General features: G+C 63.3%; 23 protein-coding genes and 1 pseudogene. 6 read left to right on the top strand and 18 right to left on the bottom strand.

Annotated elements, in window-relative coordinates; all coding sequences use genetic code 11:
• Positions 1-5: 5 nt before the first annotated feature.
• A complete protein-coding gene (locus BLO50_RS07010) occupies positions 6-752 on the bottom strand; it encodes an NRDE family protein (protein WP_090250279.1) in 747 nt (248 codons plus the stop codon).
• A 2-nt stretch (positions 753-754) separates the two neighbouring features.
• Complete coding sequence (locus BLO50_RS07005) at positions 755-1,123, bottom strand: hypothetical protein (protein WP_090250277.1); 369 nt, start codon at positions 1,121-1,123, stop codon at positions 755-757.
• 121 nt (positions 1,124-1,244) lie between these two features.
• Between BLO50_RS07005 and BLO50_RS07000 the strand changes: the two genes are divergently transcribed.
• Genes BLO50_RS07000 through BLO50_RS06990 form a run of 3 tightly spaced genes read left to right on the top strand, consistent with a single transcriptional unit; the run spans position 1,245 to position 3,632 of the window.
• On the top strand, positions 1,245-2,027 hold the full coding sequence (locus BLO50_RS07000; RefSeq protein WP_090251325.1) for a sulfite exporter TauE/SafE family protein: 783 nt from the start codon (positions 1,245-1,247) through the stop codon (positions 2,025-2,027).
• Between the two features lie 10 nt (positions 2,028-2,037).
• Complete coding sequence (gene lgt / locus BLO50_RS06995) at positions 2,038-2,841, top strand: prolipoprotein diacylglyceryl transferase (protein WP_090250274.1); 804 nt, start codon at positions 2,038-2,040, stop codon at positions 2,839-2,841.
• A complete protein-coding gene (locus tag BLO50_RS06990; protein WP_090250272.1) occupies positions 2,838-3,632 on the top strand; it encodes a thymidylate synthase in 795 nt (264 codons plus the stop codon). Before lgt ends, BLO50_RS06990 begins: the two co-directional genes overlap by 4 nt.
• Before the next feature lie 35 nt (positions 3,633-3,667).
• Here the strand turns inward: BLO50_RS06990 and BLO50_RS06985 are convergent, their stop codons facing one another.
• Entirely contained in the window at positions 3,668-5,035 is a 1,368-nt protein-coding gene (locus BLO50_RS06985) for a DUF3482 domain-containing protein (RefSeq protein ID WP_090250269.1), read from the bottom strand.
• Positions 5,028-6,434 carry a DUF2868 domain-containing protein gene (locus BLO50_RS06980; protein WP_090250266.1) on the bottom strand — a complete coding sequence of 469 codons (1,407 nt, stop codon included), beginning with the start codon at positions 6,432-6,434 and terminating at the stop codon, positions 5,028-5,030. Before BLO50_RS06980 ends, BLO50_RS06985 begins: the two co-directional genes overlap by 8 nt.
• Positions 6,435-6,593: 159 nt before the next feature.
• Here BLO50_RS06980 and BLO50_RS06975 point away from each other — a divergent pair, with 159 nt between their 5' ends.
• The 3 genes from BLO50_RS06975 to BLO50_RS06965 all read left to right on the top strand — a co-directional run bounded on the left by BLO50_RS06975 (position 6,594) and on the right by BLO50_RS06965 (position 9,160).
• Positions 6,594-7,769 (top strand): GGDEF domain-containing protein, encoded by a 1,176-nt coding sequence (locus BLO50_RS06975; RefSeq protein WP_167354438.1) that lies wholly within the window; start codon positions 6,594-6,596, stop codon positions 7,767-7,769.
• Between the two features lie 63 nt (positions 7,770-7,832).
• Positions 7,833-8,345, top strand: coding sequence for a dihydrofolate reductase (locus BLO50_RS06970; protein WP_090250261.1), 513 nt, complete (start codon positions 7,833-7,835; stop codon positions 8,343-8,345).
• Between the two features lie 167 nt (positions 8,346-8,512).
• Entirely contained in the window at positions 8,513-9,160 is a 648-nt protein-coding gene (locus tag BLO50_RS06965; protein WP_090250259.1) for a YitT family protein, read from the top strand.
• Positions 9,161-9,209: 49 nt separating this feature from the next.
• On the opposite strand, the gene ilvD is transcribed toward BLO50_RS06965, so the two are convergent.
• From ilvD to BLO50_RS21990, 14 genes and pseudogenes are all read right to left on the bottom strand, one after another.
• Entirely contained in the window at positions 9,210-11,057 is a 1,848-nt protein-coding gene (ilvD, locus tag BLO50_RS06960) for a dihydroxy-acid dehydratase (protein WP_090250257.1), read from the bottom strand.
• Between the two features lie 196 nt (positions 11,058-11,253).
• The gene (locus BLO50_RS06955; protein WP_090250255.1) at positions 11,254-12,327 is read right to left on the bottom strand and encodes a protein-glutamate methylesterase/protein-glutamine glutaminase; all 1,074 of its coding nucleotides are present in this window, start codon (positions 12,325-12,327) and stop codon (positions 11,254-11,256) included.
• Positions 12,324-12,833 (bottom strand): chemotaxis protein CheD, encoded by a 510-nt coding sequence (locus tag BLO50_RS06950; RefSeq protein ID WP_090250252.1) that lies wholly within the window; start codon positions 12,831-12,833, stop codon positions 12,324-12,326. Before BLO50_RS06950 ends, BLO50_RS06955 begins: the two co-directional genes overlap by 4 nt.
• On the bottom strand, positions 12,826-13,635 hold the full coding sequence (locus BLO50_RS06945; protein ID WP_090250250.1) for a CheR family methyltransferase: 810 nt from the start codon (positions 13,633-13,635) through the stop codon (positions 12,826-12,828). Before BLO50_RS06945 ends, BLO50_RS06950 begins: the two co-directional genes overlap by 8 nt.
• A gap of 15 nt (positions 13,636-13,650) precedes the next feature.
• The gene (locus BLO50_RS06940) at positions 13,651-14,160 is read right to left on the bottom strand and encodes a chemotaxis protein CheW (protein WP_090250247.1); all 510 of its coding nucleotides are present in this window, start codon (positions 14,158-14,160) and stop codon (positions 13,651-13,653) included.
• 45 nt (positions 14,161-14,205) lie between these two features.
• Entirely contained in the window at positions 14,206-15,828 is a 1,623-nt protein-coding gene (locus tag BLO50_RS06935) for a methyl-accepting chemotaxis protein (RefSeq protein ID WP_090250244.1), read from the bottom strand.
• A gap of 94 nt (positions 15,829-15,922) precedes the next feature.
• Positions 15,923-16,372: pseudogene (locus tag BLO50_RS06930) on the bottom strand (chemotaxis protein CheW); the annotation flags it as partial.
• Between the two features lie 182 nt (positions 16,373-16,554).
• Positions 16,555-18,684 (bottom strand): chemotaxis protein CheA, encoded by a 2,130-nt coding sequence (locus tag BLO50_RS06925; RefSeq protein ID WP_090250241.1) that lies wholly within the window; start codon positions 18,682-18,684, stop codon positions 16,555-16,557.
• Positions 18,681-18,989 (bottom strand): STAS domain-containing protein, encoded by a 309-nt coding sequence (locus BLO50_RS06920; RefSeq protein ID WP_090250239.1) that lies wholly within the window; start codon positions 18,987-18,989, stop codon positions 18,681-18,683. The genes BLO50_RS06925 and BLO50_RS06920 overlap by 4 nt, the downstream gene beginning before the upstream one ends.
• A gap of 15 nt (positions 18,990-19,004) precedes the next feature.
• Positions 19,005-19,373 carry a response regulator gene (locus BLO50_RS06915; protein ID WP_090250236.1) on the bottom strand — a complete coding sequence of 123 codons (369 nt, stop codon included), beginning with the start codon at positions 19,371-19,373 and terminating at the stop codon, positions 19,005-19,007.
• A gap of 9 nt (positions 19,374-19,382) precedes the next feature.
• Positions 19,383-20,564 (bottom strand): methyl-accepting chemotaxis protein, encoded by a 1,182-nt coding sequence (locus BLO50_RS06910; RefSeq protein ID WP_090250233.1) that lies wholly within the window; start codon positions 20,562-20,564, stop codon positions 19,383-19,385.
• A 105-nt stretch (positions 20,565-20,669) separates the two neighbouring features.
• A complete protein-coding gene (locus tag BLO50_RS06905; RefSeq protein WP_090250231.1) occupies positions 20,670-21,299 on the bottom strand; it encodes a response regulator in 630 nt (209 codons plus the stop codon).
• Complete coding sequence (locus BLO50_RS21995) at positions 21,296-22,369, bottom strand: PAS domain-containing sensor histidine kinase (RefSeq protein ID WP_244152846.1); 1,074 nt, start codon at positions 22,367-22,369, stop codon at positions 21,296-21,298. Before BLO50_RS21995 ends, BLO50_RS06905 begins: the two co-directional genes overlap by 4 nt.
• On the bottom strand, positions 22,324-23,112 hold the full coding sequence (locus BLO50_RS21990; RefSeq protein WP_244152845.1) for a PAS domain-containing protein: 789 nt from the start codon (positions 23,110-23,112) through the stop codon (positions 22,324-22,326). The genes BLO50_RS21995 and BLO50_RS21990 overlap by 46 nt, the downstream gene beginning before the upstream one ends.
• Between the last annotated feature and the right edge of the window lie 40 nt (positions 23,113-23,152).

Genomic DNA, 23,152 nt, shown 5'->3' with positions numbered 1-23,152 from the left:
CGGCCTCAACAGGGCACGAGCACCTCACCCAGATAACTGCCATGGCTGCCGAACGTGCGTTCGGTGAGCGTGCGGCTGCCGTCGGCATTCACAATCAAGGCGGTGCTAGCGCGCGTGCCGTAGCTGGCACTGGTAATAAACACGCTGGAAAGCAGGCGTTCGCCGGTTAGGCCGATACCGGTTTGCGGCAGCTCCGCGTCCGCCGCACCGGTGGGGTCGGCCAACAGTTTGAGCAACATTTGTGGGGTGGCTTCATGCAGGCCATCGCTCAGGGCCTGCTTGGCCCGCTGCAGCTTGGGCCAGGGCGTATTCAGGTCGGCATTCGACAGGCCGTGTACGCCTTCCGCCAAGGGCGTGGCGTTCCCGGTATGGGAGTTGAAGTGCCAGAGCTGCTGAGGGTCACCCAGCAGCAGGTTAAAGCCGCTGTAGTGGTGCCGCTGCTCGTGCAGGTCTTGTAGAAATGTGTCGATGCTGCGGTCGCCACTGAGAAAGGCTGCCGGTAGCTCGCCACGAGAGCGGCTGCCTAATGCCTGGCCGGGGGCGCGAATATTGGTCAGTGCGGCAAAGCGTCCGCCCGGACCGACACCCAGCCAGGTACCTCCGGCTTGCAGATCGCGCCCGGCAATCAGTCCCGGTCTGTCGGGCCATTCGGCCAGGGGCTGGCTCGGGCGAGCATAGAACTCATCACGGTTGGCGGCCACCAGCAGCGGTTGGGCATGGCCCGGTCGCCAGGCCAGGACGATCAGGCACATGATCAGCTCCCTAATTTCGCCAGCACGCCGGCATTGTCCAGCTCCTGGCCCAGGTGCAGGCGCACCTTGCGCGCGCCGCAGCCGAGGCCAAGCTCCAGCAGAATGCGTTCTTCAACCTGAGACAAACCGCCCTCCAGGCGTTCCAGCGGTTGAATCAGCAGTTGCGGTGGTCGGCTCAGACGCAGGAAACGATGGGGCAGCAGGGCCGTGATCCCGCCCAGCAGCAGGTGTTGTGCTGCCGCAAAATCTGCCACCAACAGGCGTGGGTTGCTGAACGCAGGGTCCGCTTGCAAGTGCAGTACGCGGCCACTCTGCAGATGCGTCAGGTGCATCTGGTTACAGCTCAGCTTCAGGTACAGGGTCGGGCGCATGCTGGTCTATTCCACAGGCGATGCAGGCACTTTACGCAAAGCCAGGACGGACATCCATCGCCCAAAGTAGAGTCCGGCCCTGTGCATCCGTTACCATGCCGGATTGTTTGCGGGGGTGCTGATGGAACTGCTGCTGTATTTGGTCCTGGGGGCTGCCGCCGGAACGCTTGCCGGGTTATTCGGGGTGGGTGGCGGCATTATCATCGTGCCGGTGCTGGTGCTGAGTTTTGCTGCGCAGGGCTTTGATCCGATGATCCTGACCCACCTGGCGGTCGGTACGTCGTTGGCGACGATCATCTTCACCTCGATCAACTCGGTGCTGGAACACCAGCGTAAAGGCGCCGTGCTGTGGCCGGTATTTGCCTGGATGACCCTGGGTATTCTGCTCGGTGCTGGGTTGGGCGCAATGACTGCAGCGGCGATTCAGGGGCCGCTGCTGCAGAAGATCATCGGCGTGTTTGCGATCATTATTGCCGTGCAAATGGCCCTGGAACTGAAACCCAAAGCCAGCCGCACTGTCCCAGGCAAGCCGGCGCTGACCCTGGCCGGTGGCGTGATTGGCTGGGCCTCGGCGATTTTCGGGATTGGCGGCGGTTCGCTGACCGTGCCGTTCCTGACCTGGCGCAGCGTTGCGATGCAGCAGGCGGTGGCCACGTCTTCGGCCTGCGGTTTGCCGATTGCGATAGCCAGCGCCCTGAGTTTTATCTGGCTGGGCTGGGATAAACCCGCGCTGCCAGAGTGGAGCCTGGGCTTTGTCTACCTACCGGCGTTGGCCGGCATTGCGATCCCCAGCATGTACTTTGCTCGTGTCGGCGCACGCTTGGCGCACAAGTTGTCGCCGCGCCTGCTCAAGCGTCTGTTTGCCCTGCTGCTGTTTAGCGTGGGCCTGAGTTTCCTCGTTTAAGGAGTTTTTGATGCTGCCTTACCCGCAGATCGACCCAGTTGCGCTGGCCCTTGGCCCACTGAAAATCCATTGGTACGGCCTGATGTACCTGATCGGCATCGGCGGCGCTTGGTGGCTGGCCTCGCGCCGGGTCAACGCCTTCGCGCCGACTTGGAACAAGGAGAAGCTCTCCGATCTGGTGTTCTGGGTCGCCATGGGCGTGATCCTCGGTGGCCGCCTGGGGTACGTGCTGTTCTACGATTTGGCTGCCTATATCGCCGAACCGGTGCGCATGCTGCGCATCTGGGAAGGTGGCATGTCGTTCCACGGCGGGTTGATCGGCGTAATGCTGGCCACCTGGTGGTTCGGCAAGCGCAACAACAAGAGCTTCTTTGAGCTGATGGACTTTATTGCGCCGCTGGTGCCGATTGGCTTGGGTGCTGGGCGTATCGGCAACTTCATCAACGCCGAACTGTGGGGCAAGGCGACCGACGTGCCGTGGGCGATGATCTTCCCCACCGACCCGCAGCAACTGGCGCGCCACCCCTCGCAGCTGTACCAGTTCGCCCTGGAAGGTGTGGCGCTGTTCGCCATTCTCTGGTTCTACTCGCGCAAGCCGCGCCCGACCATGGCCGTGTCCGGCATGTTTGCCATGTGCTACGGGATCTTCCGTTTTATCGTTGAGTTTGTCCGCGTGCCGGATGCTCAGCTGGGTTACCTGGCAGGCGGCTGGTTGACCATGGGCCAGGTGCTCTGCGTGCCGATGATCCTCGGTGGCCTGGGTCTGATCGCCTATGCCTACAAGCGCCAGGCGGCGCAGGAGGCCGTGCAATGAAACAGTACCTCGACCTGATGCGCCTGGTGCGTGAGACCGGCACCTTCAAGAGTGACCGTACTGGCACTGGCACCTACAGTATTTTTGCCCATCAGATGCGCTTCAACCTGGCCGACGGCTTCCCGCTGGTGACCACCAAGAAGTGCCACCTGAAATCCATCATCCACGAGCTGCTGTGGTTCCTTCAGGGCGACACCAACATCAAGTACCTGAAGGACAACGGTGTGCGTATCTGGGACGAGTGGGCCGACGAGAACGGCGATCTTGGCCCGGTGTACGGCTACCAGTGGCGCAGCTGGCCGGCGCCGAACGGCGAGTCGATCGACCAGATCAGCAAGTTGATCGAGATGATCAAGAAGAACCCTGACTCGCGCCGCCTGATCGTATCTGCATGGAACCCGGCCCTGGTTGAGCAGATGGCTCTGCCGCCATGTCATGCGCTGTTCCAGTTCTATGTGGCCGACGGCAAGCTGAGCTGCCAGCTGTATCAGCGCTCGGCTGATATATTTTTGGGTGTGCCATTCAATATCGCCAGCTACGCGCTGCTGACCCTGATGGTCGCCCAAGTCTGCGGTTTGCAGCCCGGTGACTTCATCTGGACTGGCGGCGACTGCCACCTGTACGCCAACCATATCGAGCAGACCGACCTGCAACTGAGCCGTGAGCCGCTACCGCTGCCGGTGATGAAGCTCAATCCCGAGGTGAAGGATCTGCTGGCGTTCAAGTTCGAGGACTTCGAGCTGGTTGGCTACCAGGCGCATCCGCATATCCCGGCGCCTGTCGCAGTCTGATCGTTAATCGTGGCCATTGCCGCGATGTCTCAGAGCTAGAGCAACTCCGCCGCCAACTGCTGCACCTGCTCCTGCCTCTCGCCCTCTTCCAGTGTCGCGCCGGGGTTGAGCGATGACCATTCCGGGTGGGCGCGGGCTTTGTGCAGGGCCTCCGGCAGCTTGCCTTCGCGCCAGCTGGTGTCCTGCGGCGTACTCAGGTTGATGGCCTCGACCGCGGCATGACCACGGGCTTCCAGTGCTTGCAGTAGCAGCTGTTGACGCAGCGCGAGCAGGCGCAGCACGGCGTCGTCCACGGTCAGCTCGCGTTGGCCCTTGAGTTTGCCTTTCAGCCGCGCGCCATAGCCGCGCAGGGTTTGCGCGCTGCCGCCGAGCACGGCACCGATCAGCGCCGCCGCGCCGAGGGTAATCCCGCCGACCAGCAGATCGACGCCCACGCCAGTAGCCGCGCCCGCCGCCATGCCGCCGCCGATATTGATGCCGAGCTGCTTGAGTGTTTCCGGGTTGAACAGGTCGTCACCCCAGCGGCCGTCGAGCAAGGGCAGGTCACCGGCCTTGGCGTCGTCCTGGCGGAAGGCATACAGGCGCAGCAAGGCTTTCACACAGCGTTGCTCGCGTTGGCGAATGGTTTGATGCAGTTCGTGGATGGCGCCTTGTTCCAGCACCGCTTGCGCCGCCACGCTACGGCGGCAGGCGGCACAGTCCAGCAGCAGTTCGGCGATCAGCCGCGCAGCGCTGCTTTTGCGCAATTGGCGTTGCGCCAGGTGATCGTCGATCAAGCGTTGCAGTTGCGGTCGGGCTTTTTCCTGCAGCAGCGCCAGGCTGTCGTATAGGCGACGCTCGCCATCCAGCGGCGGCGCCACGCTGTCGAAGCACACCAGGGCATGCAGGCCAAGGCGGGCCAAGGCGTCGCGCCAGTCCTGTTCGCGGTGCTGGCTGCTGCTGACGAAGTTCAGCACTGGCAGCAAGGGCCGACCGCACATGCTCAGCACCGCCAGCTCGTCACGGTATTTGGCCAGCACCGGCTCGCGCGCATCAATCACATAGAGGCCGGCGTCCGAGGCCAGCAGCTGGCGCAGTACCTTGGCTTCCTGCTCGAAACGCTGGCGCGCCTCGCTGCCGTCGAGAAAGCGCGCCAGCCGCGCCGGGCCGTCCAGGCGTTCACCGGGGCGATCCAGGCGTTCCAGATAATCGAGCAGGGCGATGGCGTCTTCCAGACCGGGGGTGTCGTACAGCTCCAGCAGCGCCTCGCCGTCCACCGACAGCCGTGCGCCTTCGACGTGGCGAGTGGTGCTGGGGCGATGGGACACCTCACCAAAGCCGACATCGCGGGTCAGGGTGCGCAGCAGCGAGGTCTTGCCGACATTGGTATGGCCGACCACGGCCAGCTTGAGGGCTTTAGTCATGGCCATGCTCCAGCCAGCTGAACGGCGCACTGTCGCTGTAGCTCAGCTGCAATTGCTCCAGGGCGCGGTGCCAGTCGCCCAAACGGGCGCTGTCGAGCGCTTCACCGGGCGGTGGGGGCAGCAGCCAGATCCGCGTAGCGCTGGCCGTACGCGCCAGTTCACCGAGCAGCGCCAGGCTGCCGCGATCCGGCGAGCGGCGCGGGTCGCAGGCAATCAGCAGGCGCGCCGGTGGGAAACGACTGAGCTGGTCGAGCAGCTGGTTGCGCTGTTCGCGGCTGTCGATCACGCCGGCATCGCCGATGCCCTTGGGCAGCGCGGGTGGCCAGCTGCGTTGCGGGTCCAGCTCGACGGCTACCAGCAACGCACCCTGGCTACCTTCGGTAAGGCTGCCGGCCTGCGGCTGATGCAGCTGCGTCGGAGCCTCATCGCATACGCCCAGGCGTTCGCTGCTCGGTTGTAGGCGTTCGCGCAGCAGGCTGTAGCCCGGCAAGCTGAGGTCCAGGCTCAGCGCCGCACAACCGCGGCGCCAGCGCCACAGGCAGAGCAGCAGCAGGCCCAGGCGCGGCAGTAGGCCGTAGACCACCAGCACACCCACCAGCCAGCCGGCCCAGCTAAGCCGCGCGCTTTCGTTGGCCAGGGCACTGTCGCCGCTTGCGCGGATCAGTTCGGCATCCGGCAGGCTGAAACCGAGCAACGCCGGCAAGCTGCCGATGGCTTGGGTCATGGCGATAAAGCTGTCGCCGCCAAGCAGGGTGCTTTCCCAGACAAAGCCATAGCGGCGGGTGGCCAGCAGGGCCAGCAGGGTCAGCAGTGCGGTAAGCAGGGTTAGCAGCCAGAAACCCTGCACCAGTACGCCCAGCCCCCAGCGGCTGAGGCGTTGGCGTTGCAGCATCAACAGCAGAGCAGGGGCCAGTTGTGCGGCTTGGGCGTCGCGCGCGAGCTTGGCACTCAGCCATAACCACAGATGGCCGAGGGCGCCCGTGCTGTCGCGGCTTAGCAGCAGACCCAGCGCCCAGCCCAGCAGCAGAAGCAGGTTCAGCCCGAGCAGGCTGCCCAGGGCCCAGAACACATTGACCGGGCGCAAACCATCGCCCAACGCTGCCACCGCCAAGCCGCTGCCGCTGAGGATAGCCAGCAGCACCAGCAACAACCCAGCCAGGCGTGCGCCGTGTAACCAATGCTGCAGCGCCGATACCTGGCCGTCGCGTTCGCACAGCGACCAGGCACGATTCTGGATGCGCTCAGCGAGTGCCCCGCCTTTGGCCTGGGCGCGACGGTTGGCTTCGCTGTCGTCCAGCGGGCCGGCATGCTCCTCACGCAAGCGAATGGTTTCACTGAGCCAGAGGCGCTGCAGTCGGCTGGGCGTGGGGATGTTGAGTGGGCTCACGCGGTGTTCCATAGCTGAGTGGAAGCCAGAGCATAACCGCAGCGGCCGGTACATGGCACCGCGGTGCATGCGTGTACTAGTGTGGCCAGTCCAGCTAGTCTGTCGTCAGCGGGCGGCTGCATGTATCGATCACCAGCCCCTGAATGCATAACAATAAAAGCGAGTGCCATCGTGAAGTTACCGCATCTGGATTGGGTCAATCAGGATTCGCCCTACCTGCGTCAGCATCAGCAGGGATTTCGTGCGCTGAGTTTTGACGATGAACTGGAGCAGGCGTTCAAGCGTTATCACGCCAACGTGTTTCTGCGGCGTATGCGCTGGTCATTGCTGGTGGCGACGCTGCTGGCGCTGCTGTTTGTGCTGCTGGATGCGATCAACCTGCCGGACCCACTGCGCGGCCGGATACTCGCCCTACGCTTGGCAGTCATTCAGCCGATGCTGCTCCTGGCCTGGCTGGCCACCTACCGACCGGGTTTGCGTGATCATCTGCAGCTGATCGGCGGCATCGTGGCGTTACTCTCCGGCCTGGCCGTGGCGGGCATCATTGGCCTGGCCCGTTACCACAACTTTGCGCTGCCCTATGAGGGCATCATCCTAGTCACGGTGTTCTTCTATTTCCTCACCGGGTTGCGCTTCACCACTGCGGTGTTGTGTGGCTGGCTGACTTTCTTCGCCTATCTGGCGGTGGAATTGAGCCTGGGGCTGGCAGGCGAATTGCTGCTGAGCAACGCCCTTTTCCTGGCGCTGGCCAACATCATTGGCTCGGTGGGCTGCTATTCCCTCGAGTACGCCACGCGGCAGAACTTCCTGGCCAATGGGCTGCTGCAGGACCTGGCCGAGAAGGATTTCCTCACAGGACTGCTCAATCGCCGCGCCTTCAGTGAGCGTGCCGAGCGCAGCTGGCGTCAGGCGCAGCGCGATAAGCAGGCCCTGGGCGTGGTGATGATGGATGTGGACTTCTTCAAACGTTACAACGACCACTATGGCCACGCGGCCGGCGACGATGCGTTGCGCCAGGTGGCTCGGGTGATTGGCGAGCACGCGCGGCGGCCGTTGGATTGCGCGGCGCGTTATGGCGGGGAGGAGTTTGTCGGCGTCTGGTATGGCCTGGAGGAAGCGCAACTGCTGGCGATTCTGCAGGACATTCGCAGCGCCATCGAAGGTCTGGGCCTGACGCATGCTCATTCGGATGCCGCTGGCGTGGTTACGCTGAGCATCGGCATGGCCTACCTGACCCCGCAGCCGCATCAGAGTCTGGGTGATGCCTTGCGCCTGGCAGATGTCGCGCTCTACCTGGCCAAGGAGCAGGGGCGTAACCGCGTGGTGGGTAAGCGCCAGGATGGTTAAGGGTACCGAGTCTGTTCAGGGGAAGGCTTCAATGATCGCTACGCAGACGGTATTCTCGCGTCTATGAAAAATTCTCTGCCTCTCTGCATGATCGCCGCCCTCGCGGAAAACCGCGTCATTGGCCGCGATAACCAACTGCCCTGGCATTTGCCGGCGGATCTCAAGCACTTCAAGGCCCTGACCTTGGGCAAGCCGATCATCATGGGTCGCAAGACCTGGGACTCGCTCGGTCGCCCCTTGCCGGGTCGGCTTAATCTGGTGGTCAGCCGTCAGCCTGGCTTGCAGCTGGAAGGTGCAGAAGTGTTCGCCAGCCTCGACGCCGCGCTTGAGCGGGCCGAAGCCTGGGCACGCGAAGAGGATGCCGAGGAGCTGATGCTGATCGGTGGTGCGCAACTCTATGAGCTGGGTCTGGCCCAGGCTGATCGCCTGTACCTGACCCGCGTAGGCATCAGCCCCCAGGGCGATGCCTACTTCCCTGACGTGGATGAGGCTGACTGGCACCTGTCTTCCGCCATCGAACACCCGGAAGGCCTGGAAACGCCGGGCTATGTGTTTGAAGTGTGGGATCGCAAATAGCCCGTTCGGGTTGAGTTTTTCTGTGCAGCATTGATCTTCGCCAGGATGGCCGCTGGTCGTGCGTGTCACGCTGCGCATCGTCGTTGTGTCGCGTTAATCGATGCCAGGCGCTGCCTTGCTGGCCGCTACGCTGTCTCTTGTCGTTTGCCCTCTACAGGTTGTTCTCCATGCATGACGCTGATGCCGATCACGCCGAGCCGGATCGTATTGCCGCGCTCTTTATTCGCCACCCGCTCTGGGAAGATGGCCTGGCGCTGCTGCTGGGCACCGCCATGGTGGCGCTGGGCATCACCTTGTACAGCCAGGCCGGGTTGCTCACAGGTGGCACCGTGGGTTTGGCCTTTCTGATGAAGTACCTGTTCGGCTGGCCCTTCGGCCTGATGTTCTTTCTGATCAACCTGCCGTTCTACGCCCTGGCCATCTGGCGCATGGGCTGGCCGTTCACCCTGCGCACCTTCTGTGCGGTGGGGATGGTCTCGCTGTTGGCCGAATTAACCCCGCACTGGATCGGCTTCACTCACCTGAATGTGGTGTATGCCGCGCTGTTCGGCGGTTTCGCCATGGGCCTGGGGCTGCTGATGCTGTTCCGTCACCGCGCCAGCCTGGGTGGGGTGAATATCCTCGCGCTGTACCTGCAGGAGCGTTTCGGCATGCGCGCCGGCAATGTGCAGATGGCCATTGATGTGCTGATCGTGCTGGGCGCGGTAATGGTTGTGCCGCTGGACAAGGTGGCGCTGTCGATCCTCGGCGCGCTGGCGTTGAACATGGTGCTGGCGATCAACCATCGCGCCGGGCGCTATATGGGCGTGAGCTGAAAACAAAAAGCCCGGCACTAGGCCGGGCTTTTGTCTGCTGCGTGTTGGTTTACGGCACCAGTTTGTCCAGCAGGGCCTTGTCACGCACTGCGCCCTTGTCGGCGCTGGTGGCGAGCAGGGCATAGGCCTTGAGCGCCGTGGTGACTTTGCGCGGGCGCACTTCCACCGGCTTCCAGCCTTTCTTGTCCTGTTCCACGCGGCGTGCGGCCAACTCTTCATCGCTGATCAGCAGGTTGATGCTGCGCTCGTGGATGTTGATCAGGATCTTGTCGCCTTCGCGCACCAGGCCGATGGCACCACCTGCTGCGGCTTCCGGCGAGGCGTGGCCGATGGACAGGCCCGAGGTACCACCGGAGAAGCGGCCGTCAGTGAGCAGGGCGCAGGCTTTGCCCAGGCCTTTGGATTTCAGGTACGAGGTTGGGTAGAGCATTTCCTGCATGCCTGGGCCGCCTTTCGGGCCTTCGTAGCGGATGATGACGATGTCACCAGCCTGCACTTCGTCGGCAAGGATGCCGCGCACGGCGCTGTCCTGGCTCTCGAAGATTTTCGCGGTGCCTTCGAAGACGTGGATGGACTCATCCACACCAGCGGTTTTCACCACACAGCCGTCGACAGCGATGTTGCCATAGAGCACGGCCAGGCCGCCTTCTTGCGAGTACGCATGCTCGACGCTGCGGATGCAGCCGTTTTCACGGTCATCATCCACAGTGTCCCAGCGCGTGCTCTGGCTAAACGCGGTCTGGGTCGGGATGCCGGCCGGGCCTGCACGGAAAAAGGTGTGCACGGCTTCATCGTCGGTCTGGGTGATGTCCCATTTGGCGATGGCTTCGGCCATGGACGTGCTGTGTACGGTCGGCAGGTCGGTGTGCAGCAGGCCGCCACGGGCCAGCGAACCGAGGATGCTGAAGATGCCGCCGGCGCGGTGCACGTCTTCCATGTGGTACTTCTGGATATTCGGCGCGACTTTGCACAGCTGCGGTACTTTGCGCGACAGACGGTCGATATCGCGCAGGTCGAAATCGACTTCGCCTTCCTGGGCGGCGGCCAGCAGATGCAGGATGGTATTGGTTGAACCACCCATGGCGATGTCCAGGGTCATGGCGTTCTCGAACGCTTTGAAGTTGGCGATGTTGCGCGGCAGCACCGAGGCATCGCCTTCACCGTAGTAGCGTTTGCACAACTCGACGGCGGTGCGGCCGGCTTGCAGGAACAGCTGCTCGCGGTCGCTGTGGGTGGCCAGGGTCGAACCGTTGCCCGGCAGGGCCAGGCCCAGGGCTTCCATCAGGCAGTTCATCGAGTTGGCGGTAAACATGCCGGAGCAGCTGCCGCAGGTCGGGCAGGCGCTGCGCTCGTATTCGGCGACTTTTTCGTCACTGGCCGTGTCGTCTGCGGCGATCACCATGGCGTCGACCAGGTCCAGACCGTGGCTGGCCAGCTTGGTTTTGCCCGCTTCCATCGGCCCGCCGGACACGAAGATCACTGGGATGTTCAGGCGCAGCGATGCCAGCAGCATGCCGGGGGTGATCTTGTCGCAGTTACTGATGCAGACGATGGCGTCGGCGCAGTGGGCGTTGACCATGTACTCCACGGAGTCGGCGATGATCTCGCGGCTCGGCAGCGAATAGAGCATGCCGTCGTGGCCCATGGCGATGCCGTCATCGACCGCGATGGTGTTGAATTCTTTGGCCACGCCGCCGTGTTTCTCGATCTCGCGGGCGACCAGCTGGCCCATGTCCTTCAGGTGCACGTGGCCGGGCACGAACTGGGTGAAGGAGTTGGCGATGGCGATGATCGGCTTCTTGAAGTCTTCGTCCTTCATCCCGGTGGCGCGCCACAGGGCGCGAGCGCCGGCCATATTGCGGCCGTGGGTAGATGTTTTCGAGCGGTAATCAGGCATGGCGGTTTCCTGCGACTAATTCGGGGTATGTGTGCGGTGAGCGTCGTTGGGCGGCAGGTCGCCGCAGGGTTGTGGGGCTGCATGACGAAACGGGATCACCGTTCGGGCAGCCGGAGCTCACGGGTCCGCCGGGGGGTGCCAGGCGATGAATCGCTTGATTCTACGCCCGGCAGGGTATGTGGGGAAAGGCTGCTGGTTAGGGGCGGTCGCTGCGCAGGATGTAGGCGGGGATTTGCTCCAGCGCAATCTCGCGGTTGACCGCGCCGAGCTTCATCGCTTCTCTGGGCATGCCATAGACCACGCAACTGGCTTCGTCCTGGCCGAGGGTGAGGGCGCCGGCGTCGTGCATTTCGCGCAGGCCACGGGCGCCGTCGTCGCCCATGCCGGTCATGATGATGCCGGTGGCATTGGCCCCGGCGGCGCGGGCGGTGGAGCGAAACAGCACGTCGACCGAGGGTTTGTGACGGGATACGGGCGGGCCGTCGACCACTTCGACCAGGTATTGCGCACCACTGCGCTTGAGCAGCATATGGCGTCCGCCGGGGGCGATCAGGGCGCGCCCGGGTATAACGCGGTCGCCATTGCGGGCTTCTATTACTTCGATCTGGCAGAGGCCGTTGAGGCGCTCGGCGAACGCTGCGGTGAAGCGTTCGGGCATGTGCTGGACAATGACGATACCCGGGCAGACGCGTGGCAACGCAGTGAGCACGTACTCGAGGGCCTGTGTGCCGCCGGTGGAGGTGCCAAGGGCGATGATGCGTTCGGTGGTGCGGGTCATGGCGTTGCCACTGCCCGGAGCAAGTATGGCGTCGGCGTTGAGTTTCGGGGTTGGCTGTACGGGCGGTGATGCGGGCGTGAGGCGCTTGAGCCGCGCCTGGGAGGCGGCACGAATGGCGCTGACCAGCTCCTCGGTGGCCTCCAGCAGGAACTGGCGCAGGCCACCTTGTGGCTTGGTGACGATGGCCACCGCGCCTGCTGCCATGGCTTCCATGGTGGTGGCTGCACCTTTCTCGGTGAGGGTCGAGCAGATCACCACAGGCGTCGGGTGTTCGGCCATCAGCTTCTTGAGGAAGGTGATGCCGTCCATGCGCGGCATTTCCACGTCCAGGACAATCACGTCAGGCCAGTTACGTTGCATCTTGTCCAGGGCGAAGAGGGGGTCGGCAGCCGTGCCGATCACCTCGATACCTGCGTGTTCGGACAGGCTCCCGCTCAACACTTGGCGGACGACAGCGGAGTCGTCGACGATCATCACCTTGATGTTCTTCATGATGGTTGCGCCTCATAGCGGCGTGTAGCGATCTGTTGTTGAGAGGGGCAGCGCAGTGCGACGTGGCCGCTCCATATGTCGAAAATCAGGTTGCGGTAGCCCCGCCCGCCGGCATGCCGAGCGTGGCAACGCAGGCCGTGAGCGGCGAGCAGTTCCAGGCCTGCGCTGACGTTTGTTTCGCCGATGTTGCGCGGCGTCAGGGCGCCAAACATGTTGCCGCCGCCGAACAGGCTGATGCGGTAGTCCTCGATATGGGTGCCACTGGCATTAACCTCCTTGAGCAGCAGGTGCAGCGCTTCGTCGGCATAGCGGCCATCCAGTTGCTCACCCTGGCGGTTGCGGCTGGGGAGTATGTAATGGCACATGCCACCGAGCCGTTCGTGGGGATGCCACAGCACCAGTGACACGCACGAGCCCAATAACGTGCGGATGCGCGTGTGGCGGTCACCGAAGTAGAGATCCCCTGGTTGCAGGAATATCTCGATAACGCCCTCGGGCTTATGCATGAGGCTTGCGGTAAATGGAGGGGCGCAGGGCCTGCAGCTCGTCGCTGAAGCCGTTAAGGCTTTCCGAGTGGCTGACGAAAAAGTACCCCCCCGGCCGCAGCCGCGCACTCAGGCGTTGGACCACCTGGCGTTTGGTGGGTTGGTCGAAATAGATCATCACGTTGCGCAGGAAGATCACGTCGAACAGGCCGACATCAGGCAAGGCATTGTTGAGGTTGATCTGGCGAAAGCTGATCCGCTGCTTGAGCGCAGGCTCCAGGGTGAACAGGCCGGCATGCTGGCCGGTGCCTTGCAGGCAGTGGCGATGTAGCAGCTCGCGCGGGATGCCACTGGCATCCTCCATGGGATAGATGCCGGCGCGCGCTTTGTCGAGGATGCGTGTGCTGATGTCCGAGGCGAGTATCTCCCATGGCCGCGGGCCCAGGCAGTCGGCCAGGAGCAAGGCGAGGGTGTAGGGTTCCTCGCCACTGGAGCACGCCGCGCTCCAGACGCGCAGCGGTTGGCTTGTGCTGCGCAGTTCGTTTTGCAGGCGCTCGCGGAGAAAGTCGAAATGCTTGGGCTCGCGGAAGAAGTAGGTTTCGTTGGTGGTCAGCAGGTCGACTGCGGTCTGCAACTCGGCCTGGTCCTTGAGCAACAACTGAAAATAATCGCCGAAACTGTTCAGCTCGTAGTGGCGTAGGCGCTTGCTCAGACGACCGGCGATCAGCTGGCGTTTGGCCTCACCCATGGCGATGCCGGCGATCCCGTAGATCATGTCGCGGAACTGCTGGAATTCGCGGTTGCTCAGGTTGGTGACACTCATTGCAGGCTCCTGGGCTCAGGCCGATTCGGGTAGTTCGCGACCGGCCAGTAACTGCAGGTCATCGAGCGACAGCACGCGGCCAATGTCGAGCAGCACCACCAGGCGTGTATCGAGCTTGCCCATGCCGATGAGGAAGTCGGTGGGGATTTGGCTGCCGAAGCTGGGCGGCGGTTCGATGTCCTGTTCGGGAATCTCCAGCACGGCATTCACCGCCTCGACGACGATGCCGATGACCTGGTCGATACCGCTGCGCTGGACTTCCAGAATGACGATGCAAGAGCGCCGACTGACCTGGGTTGCCCCCTGACCGAAGCGCTGACGCAGGTCCAGGATCGGCACTACACCGCCGCGCAGGTTGATCACGCCGAGGATGCTCGGTGGCATCAGCGGTACCGGCGTGAGGTGCCCATATTCGATGATCTCGCGGACATTCAGCGTGCCGACAGCAAAGAGCGCCTCGCCAAGGGTGAAGGTCAGGTATTGCTGGCGGGTGTCCGTGGCGGTCGCTGGGTTGAAGCTGGACATGCGTCGCTCCTGGGGCACCTTTGGGTGCCCGCTGCCAATAGGGTGTCAGTGTTGGAAGCGGATGAAACCGCCAGGCGCAGACTCCAGGGCGAACGAGGTATTGCTGACCTCGCTGTCGTCACGCGTGCGCCTGACCGCCTCACTGCGCTCAGCACGTTTGCTGCCACCGCTGCTGTGGATTTTGAAAAAGTCCATCAACTGCTGCAGCTGTTCGGCCTGGCCACTCATCTCTTCGGCGGTGGCGGCCAGTTCCTCGGACGCGGAGGCCGATTGCTGGGTGATCTCGCTGAGTTGGTTCATGGCCGTGTTGATCTGCCCGACACCGGCGCTCTGCTCCTCGGAAGCGGCGGAGATTTCCTGCACCAAATCGGAGGTTTTGGCGATCGACGGCACCATCTGATCGAGCAGGCTGCCGGCGCGCTCGGCCAGCGAGACGCTGTTCTTGGCCACTTCGCTGATTTCCTGAGCAGCTACCTGGCTGCGCTCAGCCAGCTTGCGCACTTCTGCCGCCACCACGGCGAAGCCTTTGCCGTGCTCGCCGGCGCGGGCCGCTTCGATGGCCGCATTGAGTGCCAGCAGGTTGGTCTGGTAGGCGATGTCGTCGACGATGCCGATCTTGTCGGCGATGGTATTCATCGCCGCCACGGTGTCCTTCACCGCCTGACCGCCCTCGTCAGCCTCGCGCGCTGCCTTGCTGGCCATGCCATCAGTGACCTTGGCGTTTTCGGTGTTCTGTGCGATGGAAGCGGACATCTGCTCCATCGACGCACTGGTTTCTTCGACCGAAGCGGCTTGTTCCGATGCGCCCTGGCTCATGCTTTGGGCCGTAGAGGAAATTTGCTCGGAGGCGCTGGACAGTGAATCGGCGTTGCTGCGCACCTCACCGATGATCTGCGCGAGCTTGTCCACCATGCCTTTGATCGCCGCCAGCATGCTGGTGGTGTCACCGGCCTTGGTCTCCACATTGACGGTCAAGTCACCCGCGGCAATGCGGCTCACCATGTCGGCGGCATAGAGCGGTTCACCGCCGAGCTGGCTCAGCAGGTTGCGGGTGATCAGCGTGCCGATCAGGCTGATGACCAGTAGGGTGACCAGCGACACGGCGATGGAGATCAGCGTGGCTTGCTCAAGGGTGCTCTGCGCCGACTGACTGCCTTTGTTGGCGGCATCGATGTTGTAGTCCAGGTGTCTCTGAATGGCTTCATGCAGCGGATCGATGGCCCCCTGCTGCAAGGCGATGAGCGCGTTGCGAGCGGCCTCGTTCTCGTTCTTGCGTGAAAACTCCAGGACTGCGTCAGCACCCTGCAGGAAGGTGACGATGGCTGTGCGGTCGGCCTCAAGCAACTGCTTGTCCTGATCGTCGGACAACACCTTGGTGTAGTCCTCAATCGATTGCTGGATTTCGTTGCGATTGCTGGTGATCCTCGGCTCGAGTTCCGCCATGGCGGCGGCATCGGTCGTCAGGATGTGCTGGTAGACCAGTTGGATCTGGACGTTCACCGCGCCGCCCATTTTCTCCAGGGCAACGAGGCTGGGGATTGAATTGATGTTGCCGTGGTTGGCGGCGTTGAACACCTGGTTGATCTGCTGATAGCCCACGCCAGACAGCACAAGGATGCCAAGCACGGCTGAGAGAACCAGAAGAATCATCTTTTTGCTGATGGTCATTTGCTTGCTCCTGCGCGCGCGCATCGGATGAAAAATGGGGGACTTCGCTGAGTTGGCCTGCCATGGCGGCGATCTGGGTGACAGACAGCACCTGCTCCATGCACAGCAGGGTGAGGAAGTGCTCGCCGATACGGGCCATGTCCTCGATAAACTCGCCGCGAATGCGGCTGCCGAACGCCGGCGCCTTGCGAATGGCGCTGGGTTCGATTTCCACGACGGCGTTGACGGCGTCGACCAGAGCGCCCATCAAGTGGGTTTCCTCGTCTTCGTGAATTTCCATGATGACGATGCAGGTGCGTACGCCGAGGCGTGTGTGGCCGTGGCCAAAACGTTCTGCCAGATCGATGATCGGTACGATCACACCGCGCAGGTTGATTACGCCGCGCACCACGCTGGGCATCATCGGTACCAGCGTGATCTGGTCGAGTTCGAGAATTTCACGCACCTGGCCGGTCGCGACGCCGTACAGATCCTGGTCGACCCGGAATGTCAGGTACTGGCGCTGCGGCTCTGTTTGGCCGTGCAGTTCAAGATGGCTCTGCATGGTTCAGCTCCCGACGCGGGTGAATCCGCGCCCACGGCCAGCAACGTTTGCCCGACTGATACACAGTTCACGGGGTTGAAGTGCCTCAGCGCATGGCCGACCCAGGCATCCGTAAATGCAATCGGCAATGACTGCCAGGCGGGACGCCAAGCCAAGCAGCGCGATGCTGCGAAGGGCGCGGTTCATTGCGCGGTACTCCTCAGTGCATTGGATTGGCCAGCGATGCGCGTATTGGCGTGCTGCGTGACCTGCGTCAGCAGGCCTGGGATATCGAGGATCAAGGCCACGGCGCCGCTGCCGAGAATGGTGAAGCCGCTCAGTGCAGGCACCTGGCAGAACACTTTGCCCAGGGGTTTGATCACGGTCTGGAACTCGCCGAGCAACTGGTCAACCACCAGCCCGGCACGGATGCCGGCATAGCGCACCACCACCACGTTTTCGCGGCGTGGCGGCTGGCTCTGGTCATCGAACAACTGCCGCAGGCGAATGAAGGGCAATACCTCGCCGCGCAGGTCGAGGTGCTGCTGCCCGGCGATCTCGGCACTGGGCAGTTCGATGCATTCCTCGACCATGTCCAGCGGCACCACATAGCTGGACTGGCCGACGCCGATCAAGAGGCCGTCAATGATGGCCAGGGTCAGGGGCAGGCGGATGCGCACGCAGGTGCCCTGGCCCAGCACGCTGTCGAGTTCGACGGTGCCGCGCAGGGCGGTGATGTTGCGCTTGACTACGTCCATGCCGACGCCACGGCCAGAGAGGTTGCTGATCTGCTCGGCGGTGGAGAAGCCGGGCTCGAAGATCAGGTTGAGCAGGTCTTTGTCGCCGAACTGCTGGCCCTCGCTGACCAGGCCGCGCTGGGTCGCTTTGGCGAGAATCTTTTGCGGGTTGAGACCGCCGCCGTCATCGGACACTTCGATGACGATGCCGCCGGCCTCGTGGTAAGCGTTCAGGCGCACGACGCCCTGCAATGGCTTGCCGGCGCTGTGCCGTACTTCGGCCGGTTCGATGCCGTGATCCATGGCGTTGCGCACCAGGTGGGTGAGCGGATCACCAATTTTTTCCACCACGGTTTTGTCCAGCTCGGTATCGCCGCCGCTGATCTGCAGGACGATGTCTTTGCCTATCTCGCGGGAGACATCACGCACCACGCGCTGGAAGCGGTTGAAGGTGGCGCCGATCTGCACCATGCGCAGGGTCAGGGCGCTGTCGCGCACTTCTTCGACCAGGCGCGAGAGGGTCTCGGCGGACTCGCACATATCAGCCAGATTGCTGCGCTGGGCCAGCATGCGGGTGTTGGCGCCCGCGATGATCAGTTCGCCGACCAGGTTGATCAGTTGGTCGAGCTTGTCGGCGTCGACGCGGATCAGGTTGGCGTCCTTGCTGGTGCGGCTGTTGTCCTTGGCGGCGCGTTCTGGGGTGTCGGCGGCGCGGGTGGTGGCGGTTTCGTGTGCGCTGTCGTTGTGCTGCGCCGCCTGCTCGAAGGCGTCAGCGGCCAGGCTTCCACACCGCACCAGGCGCTCGACCTGGGCTGTGCCTTCGGCGGCGCGTTCTGCGATCAGCTCACGGAAGGCGGACAAGGGCGCCTGAGGCGGCAGTATGCGAATGCTGCCTTCCTCGCGGACGAATTCAAATGCACCTTCTATGGCGCTCTGGTCGGCCTGGGATTCGAACGCCACCTCCAGGCCGAGGTAGCAGCTCTCCGGGTCGAGCGCCTCCAGGGGCGGCAGGTGGTCGAGCACCGGTTCCACATGCAGGATGCTGCCCAGGGTGCCGAGGTAGCGCAAGAACGCCAGGGGGTCCATGCCGTTGCGCAGGGTGTCGACACCGAAGCGCAGCGACAGGTGCCAGTGCCCGGCTCCGGCAACCGGTGTGGGGGTATCGGGCGCTGCGGCAGGTGTCGTGTTGGCCGGCTGCGGTTCGAGGTAGTGGCTCAGTTCACCGGTCAGCGCCGCTTCGGTTGCCCGTGTGGTCTCTGGCAGGTCGCTCAGGTCATGGCCGCTGGCGAGCTGGCTGATCAGCCCGGCGAGGTGGTCGCCCACGTTGAGCATCAGCGCGATGAGGTCGCCATTGAAGCGCACATCGCCGGCGCGTACCCGGTCGAGCACGCTTTCGGCGACGTGGGTGAAGGCTACGATGGAGTCGAAGCCGAACAGACCTGCCGAGCCTTTGATGGTGTGTGCGGCGCGAAAGATCGCATTGATCCGCTCAGCGTCATCGGGCGCGTGCTCAATCTGCAGCAAGGCGTCTTCCATCTGCTGCAGCAACTCTTGGCTTTCGGCGATGAAGGTGCCGATCACGCTGTCGAGGTTCATGCGCAGGCCTCCTCTATGGGCAGTTGCCCGGCCAGGCCGCTCAGGTGCAGCAGCTCGACAATGGGTGCGCTGGCACCGATAAAGCGCAGGCAGATGTCCATCCGCTGCGCGTGCGCCTGGGTCGCCAGCAGCAGCTGCAGCCCGGCGCAGTCAAATTCTTCAACCTGGCTCAGGTCGATCTGCAGGGCAATTGCACCCTGCAGGGCGGCGGTCAGTTGCGGCTTGGTGTCGGCGGCGGTGTAGATGCTCAGGGGGCCGTCGAGTGCCAGGTGACGGGTGTCGTCGGCGAGCGAAGTAGCAGACATGGCGTCGCTCCTGGCCTAAGGCAGAATCAGTTTGGAAACAGCCGTCAGCATTTGTGCCGGCTGGAAGGGTTTGACGACCCAGGCCTTGGCGCCAGCGGCTTGGCCTTCGCCTTTTTTGCCGTCCCCCGCTTCAGTGGTCAGCATGATCACGGGGGTGAATTTGTAGTTGGGCAGTTGCTTGACGTTTTTCAGGAAGGTGATGCCGTCCATGTTCGGCATGTTCACGTCGCTGATGATCAGGTGAACCTTGCGCCCGTCGAGCTTGGTCAGCGCGTCTTTGCCGTCGACACCTTCGATGACGTCGTACCCGGCACCTTTTAGGGTCATGCCGACGACCTGGCGGATGGAGGCGGAGTCGTCGACGATGAGAATGGTCTTGGCCATGGTTTGTCCTCAGAAAAAAGTGATGTCGGCAGCGCTGCTGGCGGCGGGGGTGCTACGGCCATGGTGGATGGCGTGCTGTTCGGGGGTGGTGTAGGTGTGGGACAGGTCATCCAGCCAGTCGCGTGCGTCGATGTGCTGGGTGGTTTCGCCCAAGCGCAGGCCCAGCTTCTCGATGTCATCACGCATGTGGCCAAGCATCTGGCTGACCCGGTCCTGGAACTGCAGCGCCACTAGGACTTCGGAAATCTCGTCACCCACTGCCTGGTTCTGGGTGTGCAGCGCGTTGCCATGCGCGACCAGGCGAGTGACCCCGTTACGGAAGTCTTCAATGACCTGGCGGATCACTTCACTGGCGTTGCCCAGGGTGTTGGCATCGCGGCTGGCATGCTCGTTGGAGACGTGCAGGGTGCGTTCAATGGCGGAGCTGACGGTTTCTATGGTCTCGCCGATGCGTCGGCCGGTTTCTTCCGACAGCGTGGAGAGCTTGCGCACTTCGTCGGCGACCACGGCAAAACCGCGCCCAGCTTCGCCGGCCCGCGCGGCTTCGATGGCGGCGTTCAGTGCGAGCAGGTTGGTTTGCTTGGCGACGTCGCCGACGTCCTTGGCCATGGCCCTGAGCTGAGCGGTGTGGCTGTTGAGGCTGACCACCTCGGCGAGCAGCGTTTCTTTGCTGTTAAGCGCCTGGCGTAGCTGGCTGACGATGTCCTCCAACTCGCGCTCACTGCTGGCCAGCAGGTTGAGCAGGGTGTCATTGTCGTGTTGCGCGCCGGTGCCCACTGCCGCGCTGATGCGCTGCGCCAGGTGGGTGAAACGCTCGCTGAGGGCGTCGATGGCGGTCTGGGTGTGCTGACGGGCGGCGTCGATCTGCTGCGACCAGATGGGGGTAATGGTGCGGCAGAGTTCCGGCAGGCCTGCGACGTGGCGTGCGGCCTCTTCAGCCTGACCGTGCTCGACGCCCTGCTGCTGCGCCTGCAGCAGCGCGGTGGCCTGGATGCCGGCGGCATGGCGCTGACACAGGTAAACCAGTGCGCCCGGCAGCAGTGCGCTGGCCAGCCAATACGTGGAGGGGACCTGTGCGGCGAGCCCGAGCAACACGAAGCAACTGAGGCTCGAGATGGCCGTTGGAAGCCAAAGGGCTGAAGAGGTCGGATTGGTCACGTGTGCGCTCCATTGGACACCAGGGCCGCGCATGCCGGGCTGCGGGGCTGGTGTCAGAATGGAGTCAGGCGGCGGGCTGAACTATCGGAGGATTCCGATGATGGCGTCGGGACATCCTGCTTTTTTGTAAGGTTTTCCCTACTCGGTCAGGCCCTGGGCCATGGCGTACTTGATGATTTCGGCGTTGCAGCTGAAGCCCATTTTTTCCATCAGGCGGGCCTTGTGGGTGCTGACGGTCTTGTTGCTGATCACCAGGTGTTCGGCGATCTGGTTGACGCTCAGGCCTTGGGCGAGCATACGCAGGATCTGGTATTCGCGGTCCGAGAGGTCCTTGAGGGTGCTCTCGCCGGTTGCAGTGCCGGCAAAGGCGAGTTGTTCGGCGATGCGTGGGTCCAGGTAGCGTCCGCCGGCCGCCGTGCGGTGGATCACCGCGAGCAGGGTTTCCGGGTTGTGATCCTTGGTCAGGTAGCCAGCCGCGCCGGCCTTGAGTGCGCGCTGGGCGATCTGCGGTTCGTTGTGCATGCTCAGCAGCAGAATAGGCAGCTTGGCGTGATGGGTGCGTATGCGGGCGATCAGGTCTTCGCCGCTCAGGCCAGGCATGCTCATGTCCAGCAGCAGCAGGTCGACCGCTGTGTCGCGCAGCCGCTCGAGCACCTGGCTGCCGTTCTCCGCCTCCGCCACGACTTGCAGGTGTCGATCGAATTCGATCAGTTGTTTGAGCCCGCCCCGCATGATGGCGTGGTCGTCAGCGATGAGAATACGGATCACGGTGCCTCCTCGGGCGGCGTAGCGGGAAAGGTGGCTTGCACGGTGGTGCCCTGTCCCGGGTGGCTGAAAATCACGACTTCGCCGCCCAGGCTGATCCCTCGTTCGCGCATGCCCGCCAGGCCTAACGAGCGTTTATTGACCAGGTCGGTATCGAATCCGCGCCCGTTATCGGTGATGTCCAGCCGATAGACGTCATCGAGTTGCTCAAGGCTGACCTGGGCGCGGCTGGCGCCGGAATGCCGGGCAATGTTGTTGAGGGCTTCCTGGACCACGCGGAAGGCTTTCGTCGCCTGTTCATCGCTAAGCCGTGGCTCGCCGGTATGGGTGGTGAAATCGCAGTGGATTTGGCTGTGCTGGCGGAACTCGCCAATCAGCCACTCCAGCGCCGGGTACAATCCCATATTAAGCGCGGCGGGGCGCAGGCTGGTGGCGATGGAGCGGACCACCTGAATGGTGCGATCACACAGGCCCATCAGGTGCAGCACTTTATCGTTCAGGCCAGGAGCCTGCTCGCCGAACTGCAAGCGCAGCATTGAGATGCCCATGCGCAGGGCGGTGAGGTGCTGGCCCAGCTCGTCATGGATTTCCTGGGCGATCAGCTTGCGCTCTTCCTCGCGGGCTGATTCGCGGCGGCTGGTCAGCTCACGCAATTGCTGGTTACTTTCCGAGAGGCGCCGCTCGGTCTTGCGGATGCTGGTGATGTCGCGGGCCATCGACAGCACGCTATTCACCTCGCCGTCGGGGTTGAGTTCCGGGACCAGTTGCACGAGGTAATGATGTTGCTGGTCGGGCGGACCGTCGATGCCGTGGATCAGTTCCTGCTCGATCGAGGTGGCGCTGTTGGCCACCTCGCGCACCATGTCAGCGAAGATGTCGACCTGCGAGTTGTCGCCGAAGGCCTCCCGTGCCGGACGGCCACGGGCCTCGACCAACGGCAGCTGGCAGAGCGCTTCCAGCGCCGGGTTGGCATAGATCAAGCGAAAATCTGGGGTGAGCCGGCCAATCGCATCGTGGGTATTTTCAATCAGCACACGGAACTGGCGCTCGCTCTGACGCAAGGTTGCCGCCATGCGTTGCTGGTCAGTGACATCGTGAATAAGCGCCAGGCTGTAGTCTCGTCGGTCATAGAGAAACCGGTTGAACTGGACCGAGACGTGGTGATGGCTGTTGTCGACCGGATGGACCAGGTCCAGAGAGAGCGCGTGCCGCCTGTCGATGACATCGTGCAGCTCCTCGTCACTGTGCCGGGCGAGCGGGGCCAATGCCTGGCCAATGCCTGGCCAATGGCCTGGCCCAGCAAGTACTGCCTGGCTTGACCGAGCAGGCGGCTGGCGGCCTCGTTGATGTAACGGATGCAGAGCTGATCATCCAGTAACAGCACGCCGTCCGTGATGTAGTCCAGGGCAAAGCTGAGCAGGTAGATCTGTTCGGCGCGTTCCTGGGTGGTGCGGGGTAGCTCCACGCGAATCAGGTAATGGCTGATAGGGCTGTCGCCGGTCGACACGGGGCAGAGGCTGAGCCGGGACCACAGATAATCGTCCTCGCCGCGCTGGAGGCGGACCTCTCCGCAGGGCGTATCCGCTTGCTTACGCCTCGCCTGCTCGCGGGCATAGCGACAAACGCCGCGGTCTTGCGGGTGCAGCAGGTCTTCCAGGGTCATCCCCAGCAGCGCCTGCGGCGAACACTGAAGCAGCTGCGCCAGTGCCGTATTGATGTGCTGCAGTCGTCCGTTCGAGTCGATCAGCGCCATGCCCAGTGGCGCTGATTCGAAGACCTTGCTGAACAGTGCCTCGTCCTGTGTGCAATCGCTCACGCTCACCCCCTTGGCCCAAGCGTGTCCAGTATGGGTCAAG

The sequence above is a fragment of the Pseudomonas peli genome (assembly GCF_900099645.1).
Lineage (GTDB): Bacteria > Pseudomonadota > Gammaproteobacteria > Pseudomonadales > Pseudomonadaceae > Aquipseudomonas > Aquipseudomonas peli.
The sequence above is the reverse complement of the archived record's forward strand: the minus strand, read 5'-3'. Positions and strand labels throughout refer to the sequence as shown.